Here is an 18,406-nt window from a genome sequence, read left to right as displayed (position 1 = left end):
CATCGACGCCAACGGCATCATGCACGTCACCGCCAAGGACCTCGGCACCGGCAAGGAGCAGAAGATGACCGTCACCGGCGGCTCCTCGCTGCCGAAGGACGAGGTCAACCGGATGCGTGAGGAGGCCGAGAAGTACGCGGAGGAGGACCACCGCCGTCGCGAGGCCGCCGAGTCGCGCAACCAGGGCGAGCAGCTCGTCTACCAGACGGAGAAGTTCCTCAAGGACAACGAGGACAAGGTTCCCGCCGACGTCAAGACGGAGGTGGAGACCGCGGTCGGCGAGCTGAAGGAGAAGCTCAAGGGCGAGGACAGCGCCGAGATCCGCACGGCCACCGAGAAGGTCGCGGCCGTCTCGCAGAAGCTGGGCCAGGCGATGTACGCCGGCGCCCAGGCCGACGGCGACCCGCAGCCGGGCGCCCAGCAGGCCAAGGCTGACGACGACGTCGTCGACGCCGAGATCGTGGACGACGAGAAGGACGCGAAGGGCGGTGCGGTGTGACCGAGGAGACCCCGGGCTTCGAGGAGGAGCCCGACGTCCCCTCCGGCGCCACCCCTGACGGAGCCGAGCCGAAGGACACCTCCTCCGCCAAGAAGGAGGAGCCGTCCTCGGCCGGGGACGCGGTAGAGACCGTCGGTCTGACGGCCCAGCTGGACCAGGTCCGCATGGCGCTCAACGAGCGCACCGGGGACCTCCAGCGGCTCCAGGCCGAGTACCAGAACTACCGTCGCCGCGTCGAGCGGGACCGGGCCACGGTGAAGGAGATCGCGGTCGCGAACCTCCTGTCCGAGCTCCTGCCCGTGCTCGACGACATCGGCCGGGCCCGGGACCACGGCGAACTCGTGGGCGGGTTCAAGTCGGTGGCGGAATCGCTGGAGACGGTCGTCGCCAAGCTGGGCCTGCAGCAGTTCGGCAAGGAGGGCGAGCCCTTCGACCCGACGATCCACGAGGCCCTGATGCACTCGTACGCGCCGGACGTCACGGAGACGACCTGCGTGGCGATCCTGCAGCCGGGGTATCGGATCGGCGACCGCACCATCCGCCCCGCACGCGTGGCGGTGGCCGAACCGCAGCCGGGCGCGAGCCCGGCCGCGGCCAAGGAAGAGAAGGCGAGCGACGAGGAGAGCGGTGGCGACGAGGAGGTCTGACATCCCGTCTGACCACCTCGCGGCGCACCGCCCGGTCGGGCGGCCGGCCCACGGGCCGGCCGCTCGGCCGATCGTCCGGAAGGAGGGACGTCGATGAGCACGAAGGACTTCGTCGAGAAGGACTACTACAAGGTCCTCGGCGTCCCCAAGGACGCCACCGACGCCGAGATCAAGAAGGCGTACCGGAAGCTCGCCCGCGAGTACCACCCGGACGCCAACAAGGGCGACGACAAGGCGGAGGAGCGCTTCAAGGAGATCTCCGAGGCGAACGACGTCCTCGGCGACGCCAAGAAGCGCAAGGAGTACGACGACGCGCGCGCCCTCTTCGGCAACGGCGGGTTCAGGGCCGGGCCGGGAGGCGCCGGCGGCAACTTCAACTTCGACCTGGGCGACCTCTTCGGCGGCGCCCAGAGCGGCGGCGGGACCCAGGCCGGCGGCTTCGGCGGCGGTCTCGGCGACGTCTTCGGCGGACTCTTCAACCGGGGCGGCGCGGGCACGCGGACCCAGCCGCGCCGCGGCCAGGACATCGAGTCCGAGGTGACGCTGAGCTTCACCGAGGCGGTCGACGGGGCCACGGTCCCGCTGCGGATGTCCAGCCAGGCGCCCTGCAAGGCGTGCTCCGGCACCGGCGACAAGAACGGCACGCCCAGGGTCTGCCCCACCTGTCTCGGCACGGGGCAGGTGTCGCGGGGCAGCGGCGGCGGCTTCTCGCTCACCGACCCCTGCGTCGACTGCAAGGGCCGGGGCCTCATCGCCCAGGACCCCTGCGACGTCTGCAAGGGCAGCGGCCGGGCGAAGTCCTCCCGGACCATGCAGGTCCGGATTCCCGCGGGCGTCTCGGACGGCCAGCGGATCCGGCTGCGCGGCAAGGGCGGTCCCGGCGAGCGCGGCGGCCCGGCCGGCGACCTGTACGTCGTGGTCCATGTCGGCGCCCACCCGGTCTTCGGGCGCAAGGGCGACAACCTCACGGTCACCGTGCCCGTCGACTTCACGGAGGCGGCGCTCGGCGGCGAGATCAGGGTGCCCACGCTCGGCGGCCCGCCGGTCAAGCTGAAACTGCCGGCCGGCACGCCCAACGGGCGCACGATGCGGGCCCGCGGCAAGGGCGCGGTCCGCAAGGACGGCACCCGGGGAGACCTGCTGGTCACCGTCGAGGTGACGGTGCCCAAGGACCTCGGCGCCGAGGCCAGGGAGGCGCTGGAGGCCTATCGGAAGGCGACCGCGGGCACCGACCCGCGGGCGGAACTGTTCCAGGCCGCGAAGGGAGCTTGAGGTGGACGGCCGACGACGCAATCCGTACGAACTGACCGATGAGACACCGGTGTACGTGATCTCGATCGCGGCCCAGCTCTCGGGCCTCCATCCGCAGACACTGCGCCAGTACGACCGCCTGGGGCTGGTCTCGCCCGACCGCGCGGCCGGGCGCGGCAGGCGGTACTCGGCCCGCGACATCGAGCTGCTGCGCACCGTGCAGCAGCTGTCGCAGGACGAGGGCATCAACCTCGCCGGCATCAAGCGCATCATCGAACTGGAGAACCAGGTCGCCGCGCTCCAGCAGCGCGTCGCCGAGCTCTCGGCGGCGGTGGACGGCGCGGCGGCGGCGATGCAGCAGCGCGAGGCCCAGGTGCACGCCTCGTACCGACGGGACCTGGTGCCGTATCAGGACGTGCAGCAGGCCAGCGCGCTGGTGGTCTGGCGGCCCAAGCGCGCCAAGGACTGAGCGGCGGGTCCGGGCCCGGGGATCCGGTTCCTGGGCTCCGGGCCGGGACGCGGCCGGGCGGCCGTGCGCGGTCGCCCTTGACGCCGACACGGCCGGGCGCGGCCGGGCCGGTTCACGCGTGACGGAGGGCCGGGGAGGCGGACCGAGGGGTCGCCTCCCCGGCCCTCCGGCGTGCGCCGGCGCTGTGCGCCCTTTCGGCGTGCCTGTCGGGTGCCCGTGCCGGCGTCAAGGGCGACCGTGTGCGCCGGCGTGCGCCCTCCGCCGTGTGCGCTCGTGACGGTGCGTCGGCGTGGGGCGGTCGTGTGCGCTCGCGACGGTGCTCCGGGCGGTGCGGCGCTCGTCGCCCCGCGGCGCGACGGCCGCCGGGCGCCAAGCTCCGGGCTCAGTCCGCGCCCTCCGCGCCCTCCGCGCCCTCCTCGTCCTCTTCGAGGATTCCCGACCGGGCGATCAGATAGCCGAGCTGGGCCCGGCTGTTGCTGCCGAGGGCGGCGCTGAGCTTGGCGATGTGGGCGCGGCAGGTGCGCACGTTCATGCCGAGGCGGCGGGCGATGGCCTCGTCGACGTGCCCCTCGACGAGGAGCTTCGCGATGGAGTGCCGCACCCCGGAGATGCCTTCGAGCGTGGAGTCGTACGGGATCTGCTCCTGGAGCGGGACCGCCCGCCGCCAGAACTGCTCGAAGACGCTGGTGAGGTACTCCACGATGCCCGGGTGGCGCAGCTCCAGCGCCACCTTCCGGTCGTCCGTGGCGGGGATGAAGGCGACCGTGTCGTCGAAGATCATGAGCCGCTCGATGAGCTCTTCGAGGGTGCGGATCTCCACCTTCCCCTCCGCCATCCGCTCGGCGTAGGTGAGGGTTCCGTGGCTGTGCCGGGCCGTGTGCTGGTAGAGGGTGCGCATGCCCACCCCGCGCTGGGTGAGGATGTTCCCGCGCTTGACCGCGATGTTGAGCGCGTCCTCGCTGCGCCCGCCGCCGGGCTGGATGGTGAGGACCTCGGATTTGCACTCGCTCAGGGCGAGTTCGATGGAGGCGTTGATCCGGTCGATGCCCTCCAGCACCGTGATCGCGTGCGTGGTCGGCGGCGCCTGGGCGCTGATGGCCATGAACGGCTCGAAGGCCTCCGTCAGCTCGACGGAGAGGCGCCGGCGGTCCTGGATCTCGCGTTCGATGGGGTGCAGACGCTGCGTCAGCGCGGCGAACGGGGGAACCGGCCGGAGCCAGTCGGCGTCGTCCGGGTCCGGATGCAACAGCGCGAACTCCAGCAGGCACGGAGCGAGCCCCACCTCGGACCGGGCTATCTTGCCCACGCTCAACGCGCTGGCGTACAGCCGCGCTCCTTCGTCGCACAGGGCGCTGACAGGGTGGGGATGTGTCGCATTCGCTCCACTCGTAACCATTTATCCACCCCCCAGGAACATGAATCTACAGGAACATGATGCATCGCTTCTGTGGCGTTGACGTGCCTCAATGAGCAATCGTCTTGTCATGCGGGGGAGAGGAAACCTTGGAAGTGAGGACGAAGCCCACTATGAGTAACAAGATGCTTCGCTCGGTGCTTGCTGTGACCTTCTCCGCCGGGCTGACATTCGGGGTCATCAGCACCCTGGACCTTGCTTGGGACAGCGCTCCCGTGGGGGCGCCGGCTCGGGTCCAGGCCGCGCCGCCTCCGGACCTCGCCTGGGACCTCATGCCGACGAAGCTGACGGGTGCGCAGGCCGAGGGTGCGGCGGCATCGGATCTGGCCTGGGACCTCGTCCCGACGAAGACCCCGGGCGCATGACCATCCCACCGGACGACCGCAGCTTCCGGCGCGAGATGGCCACGGCCTACCGATCAGGCTGGCATTTCATCGATCTCGTCACGGCCCTCCCCCGCCGCGGCGACTCGCTGATGGTCACTCTGTTCGGCGACCCCATCATCGTCGCGCGTGAAGAGGACGACGAAGTGCGTGCCTACCGTTGCCTGCGCAAGCCGCGCGGGGCGCCGCAGCCCGTCCGCTGCGCGATCCGGTACGACATGATCTTCGTCAACCTCGCCCGGCGGGACCACCAGCTGATCGAACCAGAGACCATTTCCGCCACCCCCCGCAGTGCCTGAGCGATCCCCCGTCGTTACACGTCGCTCAGTCACTCCCCCACACAACGGCGCCATCGTGACCTGAACACGATGGCGCCGTTGTGCTGTCCGCGCCCGCCGGGGCGTGGATGTCGGGTGCGGCCGTCGGCCTGCCGCGCCGCACGGGCTTTCCCGGGGCTCGCCGCGCCCTCGCGTCCCGCCGGCCCGTCACGCCCTGCCGAGCGCCCGGTCCAGCGCTATCTCTATGACGACGCGGTTCGGGTTGGGCGACGGCGTGCGCCCGTAGCGTTCCGTGTAGCGGCGCACGGCGTCGGCGACCGCGTCCGGTTCCGTGCGCACCGTCGCGCACCCCTCCAGCGTCGCCCAGCGGCGCCCGTCGACCTGGCAGACCGCCACCCGGGCGCCGTCCGGGCCCGCGGCCAGTACGTTGGCCGCCTTCCGGCTGTCCTTGTCGGCGATGACCCGGGCGAGCCGGGCCCCCGGGTCGTACGTCACGCCCACCGGCACCACGTGCGGCGTCCCGTCGGGGCGCGGGGTGGTCAGCGTGCACACATGGCGCTCACGCCAGAAGGCCAGGTACTCGGAGCCGGGGTTCACCACGTCGACAGCCATGCGAGCAGCGTAGGAACTCCCTGCCCGGCCCTGCGGTGGCGGGGGTCCGGTCCGGCCGGTTGACTCGGAGGAAGGGCGCTGCGCGGGGCGCTGCGCGGGGGCGCCGCACAGGGTGTCGCACGGGGTGTCGCGAAGGGCTGCCGTCCCCCTGCCGTCCCCCGCCGTTCCCGTTTCCGCCATGGACCGTCCCGGACCCGGCGGGCGGCGAGCGAAAAGTGGGTTGAGTGGAATAGACTCAACTTAGCGCACGTTGACTCAGTCAGTGTTGTGGAGAGTCGTCACCGCAGGGAGGAAAGACGCACGTGGACGCCGAGCTGACGAACAAGAGCCGGGACGCCCTCAACGCGGCCACCAGCAGGGCCGTGAAGGACGGTCACCCCGACCTGACCCCCGGGCATCTGCTGCTCGCGCTGCTCGCGGGCGAGGACAACGAGAACATCACCGATCTGCTCGCCGCCGTCGAGGCCGACCAGATCGTCGTGCGCACCGAGACGGAGCGGCTCCTGGGCGCGCAGCCCAGCGTCACCGGCTCGACCGTCGCCCCGCCGCAGCCCAACCGCGAGCTGCTCGCGGTCATCGCGGACGCCGCCCAGCGGGCGAAGGACCTCGGTGACGACTACATCTCCACCGAGCACCTGCTGATCGGCATCGCCGCGAAGGGCGGACGGGCCGGTGAGATCCTCTCCGAGCAGGGCGCCGGCGCGAAGAGGCTGCTGGACGCGTTCGAGAAGAGCAGGGGAGGGCGCCGGGTGACCACACCCGACCCGGAGGGTCAGTACAAGGCTCTGGAGAAGTTCGGCACGGACTTCACGGCCGCCGCGCGCGAGGGCAAGCTCGACCCGGTCATCGGCCGGGACCAGGAGATCCGGCGCGTCGTCCAGGTGCTGTCCCGCCGCACCAAGAACAACCCGGTGCTCATCGGCGAGCCCGGCGTCGGCAAGACGGCCGTCGTCGAGGGGCTGGCCCAGCGCATCGTCAAGGGCGACGTCCCCGAGTCCCTGCGCAACAAGCGACTGGTCTCGCTCGACCTCGGCGCGATGGTCGCGGGCGCGAAGTACCGCGGCGAGTTCGAGGAGCGGCTGAAGACCGTCCTCTCCGAGATCAAGGAGAGCGACGGCCAGATCATCACCTTCATCGACGAGCTGCACACCGTCGTCGGCGCGGGCGCGGGCGGCGACTCCGCCATGGACGCCGGCAACATGCTGAAGCCGATGCTGGCCCGCGGCGAGCTGCGCATGGTCGGCGCCACCACGCTCGACGAGTACCGCGAGCGGATCGAGAAGGATCCCGCCCTGGAGCGGCGCTTCCAGCAGGTGCTGGTGGCGGAGCCCAGCGTCGAGGACACCGTCGCGATCCTGCGCGGTCTCAAGGGCCGGTACGAGGCCCACCACAAGGTGTCCATCGCGGACTCCGCGCTGGTGGCCGCCGCGACCCTGTCCGACCGCTACATCACCTCCCGCTTCCTCCCCGACAAGGCCATCGACCTGGTCGACGAGGCGGCGTCCCGGCTGCGCATGGAGATCGACTCCTCGCCCGTCGAGATCGACGAGCTCCAGCGCGCGGTCGACCGCCTGCACATGGAGGAGCTGGCGCTGAGGAACGAGTCCGACGCCGCCTCCAAGGAGCGCCTGGAGAAGCTCCGCCGCGACCTCGCGGACAAGGAGGAGGAGCTGCGCGGCCTCAACGCCCGCTGGGAGAAGGAGAAGCAGGGCCTCAACCGGGTCGGTGAGCTGAAGGAGCGCCTCGACGAGCTGCACGGCCAGGCCGAACGCGCCCAGCGCGACGGCGACTTCGACACCGCCTCCAAGCTGCTGTACGGGGAGATCCCCGGCCTGGAGCGGGAGTTGGCGGAGGCGACCGAGGCCGAGCAGGAGGCCGCCAAGGACACGATGGTGAAGGAGGAGGTCGGCCCGGACGACATCGCGGACGTGGTCGGCTCCTGGACCGGCATCCCCGCCGGACGCCTGCTGGAGGGCGAGACCCAGAAGCTGCTGCGCATGGAGGACGAGCTCGGCAAGCGCCTCATCGGCCAGACCGAGGCCGTGCGGGCGGTGTCGGACGCGGTACGGCGCACCCGCGCCGGGATCGCCGACCCCGACCGGCCCACCGGCTCGTTCCTCTTCCTCGGCCCGACCGGGGTCGGCAAGACGGAGCTGGCGAAGGCTCTCGCGGACTTCCTGTTCGACGACGAGCGGGCCATGGTCCGCATCGACATGAGCGAGTACAGCGAGAAGCACAGCGTCGCGCGGCTGGTCGGCGCCCCGCCCGGATACGTCGGCTACGAGGAGGGCGGCCAGCTCACGGAGGCGGTCCGCCGCCGCCCGTACAGCGTCGTGCTGCTGGACGAGGTGGAGAAGGCCCACCCCGAGGTCTTCGACATCCTGCTCCAGGTCCTCGACGACGGCCGGCTCACCGACGGACAGGGCCGGACGGTGGACTTCCGCAATACCATCCTGATCCTGACCTCCAACCTCGGCAGCCAGTTCCTGATGGACCCGCTGACCGAGCCCGAGGTGAAGAAGGAGCAGGTCCTGGAGGTCGTCCGGGCCTCGTTCAAGCCGGAGTTCCTGAACCGGCTGGACGACCTGGTGGTGTTCTCCGCGCTCACCGGCGACGAGCTCTCGCACATCGCGAAGCTCCAGATCGACCGGCTCGCCAAGCGCCTGGCCGACCGCCGGCTCACCCTCGACGTCACGCCCCAGGCCCTGGCCTGGCTGGCCGAGGAGGGCAACGACCCGGCGTACGGCGCCCGGCCGCTGCGCCGGCTCATCCAGACGGCGATCGGGGACCGGCTCGCCAAGGAGATCCTGGCGGGCGAGGTCAAGGACGGGGACACCGTCCGGGTGGACCGGGCCGGCGACGGGCTGCTGGTCGGCGCCGCGTCGTAGGCGCGTGGCCTCGGGGCCGGGGGGCCGTGGGACCGGCCCGGGCGCCGGGGCCGGGGCGTCCCGGCCGCCCGCGGCCCCTCGGGGCCTCGGGGACCCTCGCGCGGCCGACCCGGCCTCGCGGGGTCACCGCGCCGGTCGCCCCCCGGTCGGCCCCCGGTCGGCCCCCGGCCGCCACGCCGGTCGTCACCCCGTCGCGCCCGCAGGGGCCCGGCCGCACGGGCCGCCTGTCAGCTCGTGGCGGATCGGGCCCACCGGGGCTTGCCATCCCCCGCCCGCCATGGGAGAGGATGGCGGCAACCGCACGAAGGGAAAAACACGGTGAGCATCGACCCGTCCTCGATTCCTAATTTCGGGGGCCAGCCCGAACCGCAGGCCGCAGGACCGGAGGGCCCCGTCATCCCTGACCAGGACCTCGTCAAGCAGCTCCTGGACCAGATGGAGCTCAAGTACGTCGTGGACGACGAGGGCGACCTCGCCGCGCCGTGGGAGGAGTTCCGCACCTACTTCATGTTCCGCGGCGAGGCCGAGCAGCAGGTCTTCTCGGTCCGTACGTTCTACGACCGCCCGCACGCCGCGGACCAGCGCGCCGTCCTCCTCGACGCGATCGACGACTGGAACCGCCGCACCCTGTGGCCGAAGGTCTACACGCACACCCACGAGCACGAGGCCGAGGACGGCGCCGAGGGCGCCGAGGTCTCGATCCGCCTGATCGGCGAGGCCCAGATGCTCATCGGCACGGGCGTCAGCCTGGAGCACTTCGTCTCCTCGACGGTCAGCTGGGTGCGCGCCTCGATCGAGTTCGACAACTGGCTCCAGGAGCGTCTCGGCCTGGCATCGGCCGCGAAGCCGGACGGCGACGCCCCGGCGCCGACCGAGCAGTCCTGACCCCGCCGCCCGACGGCGGCACCACGGCGCCACGGCGCCGGCACCACGACCCGGCCCGGAGCGGCGGTCCATGCACGGCATGACGACCACCGCCCGGGCCGGGTCTCGTCCCGCCCCGGACGCGGAAGCGCGGCGCTCACGGAACGCGCGTTTCCCGCCCGGCGGGCGAACGGCGCCGCCTGCCGGAGACGGCCGGGCCGGTCAGTCACAGCCGAGCGCGTCAGTCGCGGCCGGGCCGGTCAGCCGCGGCCGAGCCGCTTGAGGCGGTCCACCGCCTCCTGGAGGACCTCCGTCCGCTTGCAGAAGGCGAACCTCACGAAGGGCGCGCCCTGGTCCCGGTGGTCGTAGAAGACCTCGTTCGGGACGGCGACGACGCCGCAGCGCTCGGGCAGCGCCCGGCAGAAGGCGTAGCCGTCGCTCTCGCCGAGCGGGCGGATGTCGGTGGTGACGAAGTACGTCCCGGCCGGGCGGTAGACCCGGAAACCGGCCTCGGCGAGACCGTCGGTCAGCAGGTCCCGCTTGGCCCGGAGGTCGGCGCGCAGCCCGTCGTAGTAGGCGTCGGGCAGACGCAGCGCCTCGGCGACGGCGTACTGGAACGGGCCGGCGGCCACGTAGGTGAGGAACTGCTTCGACGAGCGGACCGCGCTCACCAGCCCGGGACTGCCCGTGACCCAGCCGACCTTCCAGCCGGTGAACGAGTACGTCTTGCCGGCCGACCCGATGGTGACCGTGCGTTCGCGCATCCCCGGGAAGCCGGCCAGCGGGAGGTGCTCGCCGTCGAAGACCAGGTGCTCGTAGACCTCGTCGGTGACGACGAGGAGGTCGCGCTCGCAGGCCAGGGCGGCGATCGCGGCGAGTTCCTCGCGGGTGAGGACGGTGCCGGTGGGGTTGTGCGGGGTGTTGAGCAGGATGAGCCGGGTGCGGGGCGTGACGGCGGCGCGCAGTTCGTCGAGGTCCAGGCGGTAGGCGCCGGCGGCCGGGTCGGGGCGGAGCGGTACGGGGACGCGGACGCCGCCCGCCATGGCGATGCAGGCGGCGTAGGAGTCGTAGTACGGCTCCAGGGCGATGACCTCGTCGCCGGGCTCCAGCAGCGACAGCAGGGCCGCGGCGATGGCCTCGGTGGCCCCGGCGGTGACCAGGACCTCGGTCTCGGGGTCGAGGGCGATCCCGTAGCGGTGCTTCTGGTGGTCGGCGACGGCGGTGCGGAGTTCGGGGATGCCGGGGCCCGGCGGGTACTGGTTGCCGTGCCCGGCGCGCAGTGCGCGCACCGCGGCCTCCCTGACCTCCTCCGGGCCGTCGGTGTCGGGGAAACCCTGGCCGAGGTTGATGGAACCCGTCCGTGCGGCGAGCGCCGACATCTCCGCGAAGATCGTTGTGCCGAACTCCGCGAGGCGGCGGTTGAGCAGTGGTCGTCCCTGAGTCATGGCGGCCATCCTGCGCGGAAGCTCTGGAGTTGCTCAAGTCCGCTTTCGGCATATGAGGGGCGGGGCATTTTCCCGGGCGAGGAACGGCGCGATGATGGGCGCCGACCGGCACGACGGCGTGCCGGTCCCGGATCCGCCGGAGGGCCGTCGTGCCGGAACCGGTGGACCGGTGCCGCGGTGTACACGGCACGTCGGGGGCCGCGGATCGGTGCTCCGGCGTCATGACGCCATCGCGCGAAAGACAGCGGGACCTCGCTATGGGGGAACGGAAGGACGTGAGGTCGGTGGAGATATTCGTCGGTGCGGTGATCACGGTCGCCGTGGTCGGACTGCTCGTGTCGCTCGTGATCAGGGCGAGCAACCGGAAGAAGGCGCGTACGGGGAGCGTGCGCCGGGGCACGCGCGGTGGCGGCTCCTCGGACGGCAGCTGGTGGGCCGGCGGCGGCAGCGGCTCGTCCTGCGGCGCGGTCCTCGACTCCGGCAGTGACTCCGGAGGCCACTCCGGCGGTCATTCCAGCGGTCATTCCGGTGGCCACTCCGGTGGCCACTCCGGGGGGCATTCGTGCGGCGGCGGTGGCCACTCCGGCGGCCACTCCTGCGGCGGCGGGTCCTCCTGCGGCGGCGGCTGCGGCGGCGGAGGCGACTGAGCGGGGGCGGACCGGCACGATGTGAAGCGGGCGGCGGGAGCCGGCCCGGCACGGTCGGTCGGCAGGTGCCCGGCGGGTGAACTCCCGCCGGGCACCTTTTTGTTGGGGCTTTTCGCGCCTTGCCGGTGAACAGATGAACCGTGGGGCCCCCGGGCGGATGGAAACCACGTCAAGTTGGATAAAAACGCTGTGGATGCGGCTTACTTCGTGATTCCCTCGGTGGAGAGAACTTCCAGCCCTCGGACCCGAGTTGGACCTGATCGGGCGCTTCCAAACCTCCCACGTGCATCGCGTCGGAGGCGTCCCCTGTCCATGTGTCCACGCTTTCTTGCGGAGCCGACCCATGCTCACGACCCTCCAGACGGCCTATTCCGACACCCGTGCTGCCGACCTGGCCTGGGCGCTGGGGCGCGAACCGCTCCCCGCCCTGGCCGTGCTCGACCTCGATCTCGCGGGAGCCCGACTGCAAATGCGCCTGCTCGGCGCCTCCCACCAGGTGCTCCTGGAGGAGGACCGCGGCACCTGTTCCGAAACCGTCGCGTGCATCCCCGGCAGCAGCACCCCGTTGCCGCTCGGTGTGGCGAAGCGGCTCGGCGAGTGGGAGTACGAGTTCGCGGCGCGGGTCGAGACGCTCTCGGCGGGTTCGTTCGCCGGGCGCGCACAGGAACTCCTCGCACTGGTGGCCGACCATCCGCACGGCCTCGCCGGGACGTTCCCCGGCAGCCCGCACGCCTTCACGGCGATGCTCGCCCAGCGGACCGAGGGCCAGGTGCGGTGGCGCACCTGGCACGCGTACCCGCAGGAGGGCCAGTTGGTGGTGACGCGCACGCGCGTGGGGGTGCGGACGCCGGCGACGGCGGCGTACTGACGCCTCCTCCGGGCGGGCGCCGGTGCCGGTGGCGTGCCGACGCTTTGAAGCGCACCGGTGGCGGCGCGTGGCAGCTCGAAGCGGGCGCCTGCGGCCTGACGCCCCGTCGCGGATCAAATGCCGTGCCGAATACGCCAGTTACACCCTTGTGGGTGACCGAAGGCCACCTTCTCGTAACGTAGCGTTCGCCTCATGATCGACCAGCAGGTCTCGCTGCGAGGGGGCGCGGCGTGTCTTTCCGTACGGCCGAGGACCGGTCGCTGGTTCGTGCTCGCCGCCGTCTTCGTCTGCGCCGCCTGCGGCCTGGTGTACGAGCTCGAACTGGTGGCGCTCGCCTCCTACCTGATCGGTGACTCCGTCACCCAGGCGTCCGTCGTGCTGTCCGTGATGGTGTTCGCGATGGGCGTCGGCTCGCTTCTCGCGAAACGTTTGCGCAGCCGGGCGGCGGTGGGATTCGGGCTGATCGAGGCGGTGCTCGCGCTGGTCGGCGGTTCGTCGGCGGTGGTGCTGTACGCGACGTTCGCGTGGTTCGGCGAGTCGCGGTACGCGCTGGTCGGCTTCTCGCTCACGATCGGGATCCTGATCGGCGCGGAGATCCCGTTGCTGATGACACTGATCCAGCGGGTGGACCGGCAGGACGCCGGGGGCGCCGTGGCGGACCTCTTCGCCGCCGACTACGTGGGCGCGCTGGTCGGCGGGCTGGCGTTCCCCTTCCTGCTGCTGCCCATGCTCGGGCAGCTGACCGGCGCGCTGTTCACCGGCGCGGTCAACGCGGTGGCGGGCGGGGCGCTGGTGCTGTGGGTGTTCCGCCGGGATCTCACACCGCGTTCGCGGTGGCTGCTGATCGTGGTCAACGTGGCGGTGATCGCGGTGCTCGCCGCCGCTACCGCGCTGGTCGGCGACTTCGAGCGGGCGGCGCGCCGGGCGGTGTACGGGGACGGGGTGCGGGTCGCGGTGCAGACCGGGTTGCAGGAGGTCGTGCTGACGGGCACGGACCGCGCCTCGCTGGACCTGTATCTGGACGGCCGGCTGCGGGTGAGCGCGCGCGACGAGTACCGCTACCACGAGGCGCTGGTGCACCCGGCGATGAGCGGTCCGCACGGCCGCGTCCTGATCCTGGGCGGCGGCGACGGTCTGGCCGCCCGGGAGGTGCTGCGCTACCCGGACGTGCGCGAGCTCACCGTCGTCGAGCTCGACCCCGGCCTCACCCGGCTGGCCCGCACCGACCGCGCGCTGTCGGAGCTGAACGGCCACGCGTACCGCGACCCCCGGCTCGCCCCCGTCGCCGCGGATGCCTTCACCTGGCTGCGGTCCGCGCACGGCCGCTACGACGTGGTGATCTCCGATCTGCCCGACCCGGGGATCTCGGCGAGCACGAAGCTGTACTCGGCGGAGTTCTACGGGCTGGTGGCCGAGGTCCTGGCGCCGGGCGGCCGGACGGTGGTGCACGGTGGCCCCTCGGTGTCCCGGCCGCGCACGTACTGGACGGTGGAGGCGTCGATGCGGGCTGCGGGGCTGCACACCCGCCCCTATCGGATCAGCGGGCGGCTCACCGATTTCGCGGCCGGGCCCGACCGGGCCACGCACCGGGCCCAGGCCGAGCACGGCTGGGGCTTCGTCCTCGCCGCCCGGGGGCCGGCTCCGGCACTGGGGCTCGCGCCGTCGGCGCCGAGGCTGCGGTCGCTGACGGCGCGCTCGCTGAGGCGCGCGGGCCGGGAGGCGGAGGGTGCCCGGCTGCGCGGCCTGCCGGCGTCGACGCTGGTCCACCCGAGGTACTGGGAGAACCGGTGAGCCAGCCGCGGGGAGGGACGGGCGGCGTCCGGGGCCGGGGCGGCCAGGCAGACGGGCGGGCTGGAGGACGGGCGGGCCGGAGGACAGAGGCGGACGGGCCGGGTGGGCCGGGTGGGGCGGGGAGCTCGCGACGTGGAACCGCTGACGTGACGGCCGGGGCTGAGTAGGCTCGTTTTCCATGGAGCATGAGGTGTTCGTTCCGGTTTCGGTCCCGTCCCTTCGGCGGACGCTGAGTGATCCCGCCCGGGTCGCGCGCTGTGTGCCGGGGCTGCAACAGGACGCCGACGCGGCCGCGGATCCGCTGTCGGGCCGGCTGAGGATCCGGGCCGACGGTCACACGATCACATACCGGGGCGCGCTGCGGGTCACCGTGGCGTCACCGGAGGCCCCGGAAGGCGCGGAGGCCCCGGAGGGCGCGGCGGGCCCGCGACGGGCCGAGGTCCTGGTGGCGGGCGAGGGCGTCGAGGCCCGGGGCGACGGCTCGGTGAGGCTGAGCCTGACGATCGGCCTGACGGAGCGGGACGGCGGTACGGCGATCGGCTTCGCCGGCACGGTGAGCGGCGACGGTCGCATCCTGGACCTGGACCCGGCGGCGGCGCTCGCCGCGGGCATCCGCCTGCTGGACCGCTTCGCGCAGCAGCTCGTGACGGAGACGCTGGCGGACGGCGAGGACGAGACGGGCGGCGGCGGTGCGCCCCACGGCGGTGCGCCCCACGGCGGGGCGGTCGGCGGCGACGCGTCCGAGGGCGAGGCGCCGGAGGGCCCGGGGGCCGGCTCGGTGGCCGGTCCGCGGCGCGAGGCGCGCGGTGGGCTCGACGACGCGGCCCTCGACGAGGCCGAGCGTTCCGTCGGGGAAGCGGTGGAGCAGGCCATCGAGGAGGGGGCCGAGGAGGCCGACACGACCGGCGTCGCTCCCGCCCGGCGCGCCGCCCCGGAGGACGCGGACGGCGTGGACAGGGTGAACGGTGTGGACGGCGGCGACGCCGACGATGCCGAGACCGACGGCATCGAGGCCGCGGAGACCGATGGTGTGGACGACGGCGTGGACGATGGTGCGGACGACGACACGCCGCCCACGCACGAGGCCGCCGCGGACGAGGCGGACGCCGCCGAGCGGCCCCCGGGCACGGGCTCCGTCTTCGAGGCGCCCGTACCCCCGTCGTCGCTCGATCCGGACGCGGACGCAGTGGCGGATGCGGCGGCGGATGCGGAGGCCATGGCGGGGTTCACCGGCCCCGACGGCCCCCCGGCCGAGGCCGCGCACGCCAGGCGCACCATGATCGGCCGCAGCGCCGAGGAGGTCGACCACGCGCCGCCGCGCGGCAGGTACGCGCCCGTGCCGTCACCCGATTCCACCACCGCGGGGGCCACGCTCCGCTGGGTCGCCCCCGCCGCCGCGCTCGCGCTGGCATCGGCCGTCGTGGTGGGCCGGGCGCTACGACGACGGAGGTAGCCGCGCCAGTAATGTCGGGCGGGTGAGTAGCAGCGAGAAGGACGTCCGGCTGTCCGTCGGCGACGCAGAGTTGACCGTGAACCCCGCCAACGGCTGTCGTATCAGCAGTCTGCGGATCGGTGGCACCGAACTGCTGCGGCAGGGGGAGCGGTACGGCTGCTTCCCGATGGTGCCGTGGTGCGGACGCACCGGGCACGGGCTCTTCCGCAACGGCGACGTCCCGCACCGGTTGCCGCTGAACGCTCCGCCGCACGCCATCCACGGAACCGGCAGGGACACCGCCTGGAGCACCGCCCGAGTGGGCGAGCGGGACGCCGCGTTCTACTACGACCTCGGCGATCCCTGGCCGTATCCGGGCCGGGTGACCCAGACCTTCGAGCTGTCCGAGGACTCGCTCGTGCTCGCCTTCGGCGTCGAGACGTACGAGAACTCCTTCCCGGCTCAGGCCGGCTGGCACCCCTGGTTCCTGCGCAACCTCGGCGGCGGGGGCAAGGACGTTCAGGTGGCCTTCGACGCCGCCTGGCAGGAGGAGCGGGGCGAGGACCATCTGCCGACCGGTCGACGCATCCCGCCCCTGCCCGGCCCGTGGGACGACTGCTTCGGGATGCCGGACGGCGTCGATGTGACGCTCACCTGGCCGGAGCAACTGGAGCTGACCGTGACGAGCCGGGCCGAGTGGGTCGTGATCTACGACGAGCAGGCGGAGGCGGTCTGCGTGGAGCCCCAGTCCGGCCCGCCGAACGGGTTGAACACCATGCCCCGGTACGTGACCCCGATCGACCCGCTGGAGATCGCGACCACCTGGACCTGGCGCAGGCTCTGAACCCGGTCGCGGCGCCGCGCCTTAAGCTCGTAGCCATGACTGACGTACGTGCTGAGCTGCTCCAGCAGATCAAGGACAAGGCCGTGGTGCACGGCAGAGTGACCCTCTCCTCGGGTCTTGAGGCCGACTGGTACATCGACCTTCGCCGTATCACGCTGGACGGCAAGGCCGCCCCGATGGTGGGGCAGGTCATGCTCGACGCCACCGCCGAGCTGGACTACGACTGCGTGGGTGGGCTGACGCTGGGCGCCGACCCCGTCGCCACGTCGATGCTGCACGCCGCCGCCGCGCGCGGACAGGAACTGGACGCGTTCGTCGTGCGCAAGGCGCAGAAGACGCACGGGATGCAGCGCCGCATCGAGGGCACGGACGTGAAGGGCCGCCGCTGTCTGGTCGTCGAGGACACGTCGACCACGGGCGGTTCGCCGTTGACGGCCGTCGAGGCGGTGCGCGAGGCCGGGGGCGAGGTCGTCGCCGTCGCCGTGATCGTGGAGCGGGGCGCGGCCTCGGCGATCGCCGAGGCCGGTCTGCCGTACCTGCACGTGTACTCGGTGGCCGACCTCGGTCTGGCCTGACCGCGAGTCTGGCCTGACCGCGAGTTCGGCCTGACCGCCAGTCTGACCTGGCATCGGGTCTGACCTGGGGTTTCCGTCAGGGGTGGGCTGTTTCACGTGAAACGGCCCACCCCTGACGCATGCCCCGGTCCGTCCGGCGGGACGGTGGGCCAGCGGGCCGGGTGGAGTCGCGACGGGAGTCTGGGAAGATGGGGACGACGATGATGTCGCCCCCAGGTCAGGGACCAGCAACGCACACCCGCATATCCAAGGAGCGGACAGATGCCCATCGCAACCCCCGAGGTCTACGCCGAGATGCTCGACCGGGCGAAGGCAGGCAAGTTCGCCTACCCGGCCATCAATGTGACATCGACCCAGACCCTGCACGCCGCACTGCGTGGCTTCGCCGAGGCTGAGAGCGACGGCATCGTCCAGATCTCCACCGGCGGCGCCGAGTTCCTGGGCGGCCAGTACAACAAGGACATGGTCACCGGGGCCGTCGCCCTGGCCGAGTTCGCGCACGTCGTCGCCGCCAAGTACGACATCCAGGTCGCCCTGCACACCGACCACTGCCCGAAGGACAAGCTGGACGGCTATGTCCGCCCGCTGCTCGACATCTCCGCCGAGCGCGTCGCCAAGGGGCAGAACCCGCTGTTCCAGTCCCACATGTGGGACGGCTCGGCCGAGACCCTCGCCGACAACCTGGCCATCGGTCAGGAACTGCTGGCCAAGGCCGCCGCCGCCAAGATCATCCTTGAGGTCGAGATCACCCCGACCGGCGGCGAGGAGGACGGCGTCTCGCACGAGATCAACGACGAGCTGTACACGACCGTCGACGACGCGCTGCGCACCGCCGAGGCGCTCGGCCTGGGCGAGAAGGGCCGCTACCTGCTGGCCGCCTCCTTCGGCAACGTGCACGGCGTCTACAAGCCGGGGAACGTCGTGCTCCGCCCCGAGCTGCTGAAGGACCTCCAGGAGGGCGTGGCCGCCAAGTACGGCAAGCCCGCCGGCAGCCACCCGTTCGACTTCGTCTTCCACGGCGGTTCCGGCTCCACCGAGCAGGAGATCGCCACCGCGCTGGACAACGGCGTCGTGAAGATGAACCTCGACACCGACACCCAGTACGCCTTCAGCCGGCCGATCGCGGACCACATGTTCCGCAACTACGACGGCGTGCTGAAGGTCGACGGCGAGGTCGGCAACAAGAAGGTCTACGACCCGCGCAGCTGGGGCAAGTCCGCCGAGGCGGGCATGGCCAAGCGTGTGACGGAGGCGTGCGCCAACCTGCGCTCCACCGGCACCAGGCTGAAGTAGTTCCACCGGCGCGGACGGAGGGACGCGGCTCCGCCGGCACCAGCGGAGGGAAGCGGCTCCACCGGCACCAGCGGAGGTCGTGGCCCCACCGGCGCGGCCGGAGGCGACAGCCGGTACGACGCAGGGCCTGGGGCCCGGCACCCCGGAACCATTCGGGGGCCGGGCCCCAGGCATGTCCGAGACAAGAAACTCCGGGACACCGTCCC

18 protein-coding genes are annotated in these 18,406 nt (G+C 72.2%); 15 read left to right on the top strand and 3 right to left on the bottom strand.

Features of this window, described 5'->3' with window-relative positions; all coding sequences use genetic code 11:
* The 4 genes from WA762_RS18285 to WA762_RS18270 form a co-directional block, all read left to right on the top strand.
* Positions 1-499, top strand: a 499-nt coding sequence (locus WA762_RS18285) for an Hsp70 family protein (RefSeq protein WP_335936880.1), incomplete at its 5' end; no start/stop codon positions are given.
* Positions 496-1,146: a nucleotide exchange factor GrpE gene (grpE, locus tag WA762_RS18280; protein ID WP_335936879.1), complete on the top strand. Its 651-nt coding sequence runs from the start codon at positions 496-498 to the stop codon at positions 1,144-1,146. The genes WA762_RS18285 and grpE, both read left to right, overlap by 4 nt.
* A gap of 93 nt (positions 1,147-1,239) precedes the next feature.
* Positions 1,240-2,418 (top strand): molecular chaperone DnaJ, encoded by a 1,179-nt coding sequence (gene dnaJ, locus WA762_RS18275; protein WP_335936878.1) that lies wholly within the window; start codon positions 1,240-1,242, stop codon positions 2,416-2,418.
* Position 2,419: 1 nt separating this feature from the next.
* Positions 2,420-2,866 carry a heat shock protein transcriptional repressor HspR gene (locus WA762_RS18270; RefSeq protein ID WP_335936877.1) on the top strand — a complete coding sequence of 149 codons (447 nt, stop codon included), beginning with the start codon at positions 2,420-2,422 and terminating at the stop codon, positions 2,864-2,866.
* Between the two features lie 382 nt (positions 2,867-3,248).
* Here WA762_RS18270 and WA762_RS18265 read toward each other — a convergent pair whose 3' ends face one another.
* Complete coding sequence (locus WA762_RS18265; protein ID WP_335936887.1) at positions 3,249-4,172, bottom strand: helix-turn-helix transcriptional regulator; 924 nt, start codon at positions 4,170-4,172, stop codon at positions 3,249-3,251.
* Between the two features lie 221 nt (positions 4,173-4,393).
* Between WA762_RS18265 and WA762_RS18260 the strand changes: the two genes are divergently transcribed.
* Both WA762_RS18260 and WA762_RS18255 read left to right on the top strand, forming a co-directional pair.
* Entirely contained in the window at positions 4,394-4,645 is a 252-nt protein-coding gene (locus WA762_RS18260) for a hypothetical protein (RefSeq protein ID WP_335936876.1), read from the top strand.
* On the top strand, positions 4,642-4,962 hold the full coding sequence (locus tag WA762_RS18255) for a (2Fe-2S)-binding protein (RefSeq protein WP_335936875.1): 321 nt from the start codon (positions 4,642-4,644) through the stop codon (positions 4,960-4,962). The genes WA762_RS18260 and WA762_RS18255 overlap by 4 nt, the downstream gene beginning before the upstream one ends.
* A gap of 186 nt (positions 4,963-5,148) precedes the next feature.
* Here WA762_RS18255 and WA762_RS18250 read toward each other — a convergent pair whose 3' ends face one another.
* On the bottom strand, positions 5,149-5,553 hold the full coding sequence (locus WA762_RS18250) for a pyridoxamine 5'-phosphate oxidase family protein (RefSeq protein ID WP_335936874.1): 405 nt from the start codon (positions 5,551-5,553) through the stop codon (positions 5,149-5,151).
* A gap of 302 nt (positions 5,554-5,855) precedes the next feature.
* Here WA762_RS18250 and clpB point away from each other — a divergent pair, with 302 nt between their 5' ends.
* Both clpB and WA762_RS18240 read left to right on the top strand, forming a co-directional pair.
* Positions 5,856-8,441 carry an ATP-dependent chaperone ClpB gene (clpB, locus tag WA762_RS18245; RefSeq protein ID WP_335936872.1) on the top strand — a complete coding sequence of 862 codons (2,586 nt, stop codon included), beginning with the start codon at positions 5,856-5,858 and terminating at the stop codon, positions 8,439-8,441.
* A gap of 318 nt (positions 8,442-8,759) precedes the next feature.
* Positions 8,760-9,326, top strand: a complete 567-nt coding sequence (locus WA762_RS18240) for a type III secretion system chaperone family protein (RefSeq protein ID WP_335936870.1) — start codon at positions 8,760-8,762, stop codon at positions 9,324-9,326.
* 239 nt (positions 9,327-9,565) lie between these two features.
* Here WA762_RS18240 and WA762_RS18235 read toward each other — a convergent pair whose 3' ends face one another.
* Positions 9,566-10,750, bottom strand: a complete 1,185-nt coding sequence (locus tag WA762_RS18235) for a pyridoxal phosphate-dependent aminotransferase (protein WP_335936868.1) — start codon at positions 10,748-10,750, stop codon at positions 9,566-9,568.
* 284 nt (positions 10,751-11,034) lie between these two features.
* On the opposite strand from WA762_RS18235, the gene WA762_RS18230 reads away from it, so the two are divergent.
* The 7 genes from WA762_RS18230 (at position 11,035) to fbaA (ending at position 18,200) form a co-directional block, all read left to right on the top strand.
* The gene (locus tag WA762_RS18230; RefSeq protein WP_335936866.1) at positions 11,035-11,397 is read left to right on the top strand and encodes a hypothetical protein; all 363 of its coding nucleotides are present in this window, start codon (positions 11,035-11,037) and stop codon (positions 11,395-11,397) included.
* Positions 11,398-11,740: 343 nt separating this feature from the next.
* The gene (locus WA762_RS18225; RefSeq protein WP_335936864.1) at positions 11,741-12,265 is read left to right on the top strand and encodes a DUF2617 family protein; all 525 of its coding nucleotides are present in this window, start codon (positions 11,741-11,743) and stop codon (positions 12,263-12,265) included.
* A 192-nt stretch (positions 12,266-12,457) separates the two neighbouring features.
* Entirely contained in the window at positions 12,458-14,056 is a 1,599-nt protein-coding gene (locus tag WA762_RS18220) for a polyamine aminopropyltransferase (RefSeq protein WP_335936862.1), read from the top strand.
* Positions 14,057-14,234: 178 nt separating this feature from the next.
* Positions 14,235-15,509: a hypothetical protein gene (locus WA762_RS18215; RefSeq protein WP_335936860.1), complete on the top strand. Its 1,275-nt coding sequence runs from the start codon at positions 14,235-14,237 to the stop codon at positions 15,507-15,509.
* Between the two features lie 22 nt (positions 15,510-15,531).
* Positions 15,532-16,332, top strand: a complete 801-nt coding sequence (locus WA762_RS18210) for an aldose epimerase family protein (protein WP_335936859.1) — start codon at positions 15,532-15,534, stop codon at positions 16,330-16,332.
* Between the two features lie 35 nt (positions 16,333-16,367).
* Complete coding sequence (pyrE, locus tag WA762_RS18205; protein ID WP_335936858.1) at positions 16,368-16,907, top strand: orotate phosphoribosyltransferase; 540 nt, start codon at positions 16,368-16,370, stop codon at positions 16,905-16,907.
* Positions 16,908-17,168: 261 nt separating this feature from the next.
* Positions 17,169-18,200, top strand: a complete 1,032-nt coding sequence (gene fbaA, locus WA762_RS18200) for a class II fructose-bisphosphate aldolase (RefSeq protein WP_335936856.1) — start codon at positions 17,169-17,171, stop codon at positions 18,198-18,200.
* Positions 18,201-18,406 lie beyond the last annotated feature (206 nt).

The organism is Streptomyces tyrfis (assembly GCF_037034285.1).
In the GTDB taxonomy this organism is placed as follows: Bacteria; Actinomycetota; Actinomycetes; order Streptomycetales; family Streptomycetaceae; genus Streptomyces.
This window is presented reverse-complemented; position numbering and strand designations above follow the sequence as displayed.

Excerpts from the sequence above, each read along its gene's own strand:
- fbaA (WP_335936856.1), top strand. The coding sequence starts at position 17,169 with ATGCCCATCGCAACCCCCGAGGTCTACGCCGAGATGCTCGACCGGGCG.
- WA762_RS18250 (WP_335936874.1), bottom strand. The coding sequence starts at position 5,553 with ATGGCTGTCGACGTGGTGAACCCCGGCTCCGAGTACCTGGCCTTCTGG.
- WA762_RS18260 (WP_335936876.1), top strand. The coding sequence starts at position 4,394 with ATGAGTAACAAGATGCTTCGCTCGGTGCTTGCTGTGACCTTCTCCGCC.
- WA762_RS18215 (WP_335936860.1), top strand. The coding sequence starts at position 14,235 with ATGGAGCATGAGGTGTTCGTTCCGGTTTCGGTCCCGTCCCTTCGGCGG.
- WA762_RS18235 (WP_335936868.1), bottom strand. The coding sequence starts at position 10,750 with ATGACTCAGGGACGACCACTGCTCAACCGCCGCCTCGCGGAGTTCGGC.
- pyrE (WP_335936858.1), top strand. The coding sequence starts at position 16,368 with ATGACTGACGTACGTGCTGAGCTGCTCCAGCAGATCAAGGACAAGGCC.
- WA762_RS18220 (WP_335936862.1), top strand. The coding sequence starts at position 12,458 with ATGATCGACCAGCAGGTCTCGCTGCGAGGGGGCGCGGCGTGTCTTTCC.
- dnaJ (WP_335936878.1), top strand. The coding sequence starts at position 1,240 with ATGAGCACGAAGGACTTCGTCGAGAAGGACTACTACAAGGTCCTCGGC.
- WA762_RS18225 (WP_335936864.1), top strand. The coding sequence starts at position 11,741 with ATGCTCACGACCCTCCAGACGGCCTATTCCGACACCCGTGCTGCCGAC.
- WA762_RS18255 (WP_335936875.1), top strand. The coding sequence starts at position 4,642 with ATGACCATCCCACCGGACGACCGCAGCTTCCGGCGCGAGATGGCCACG.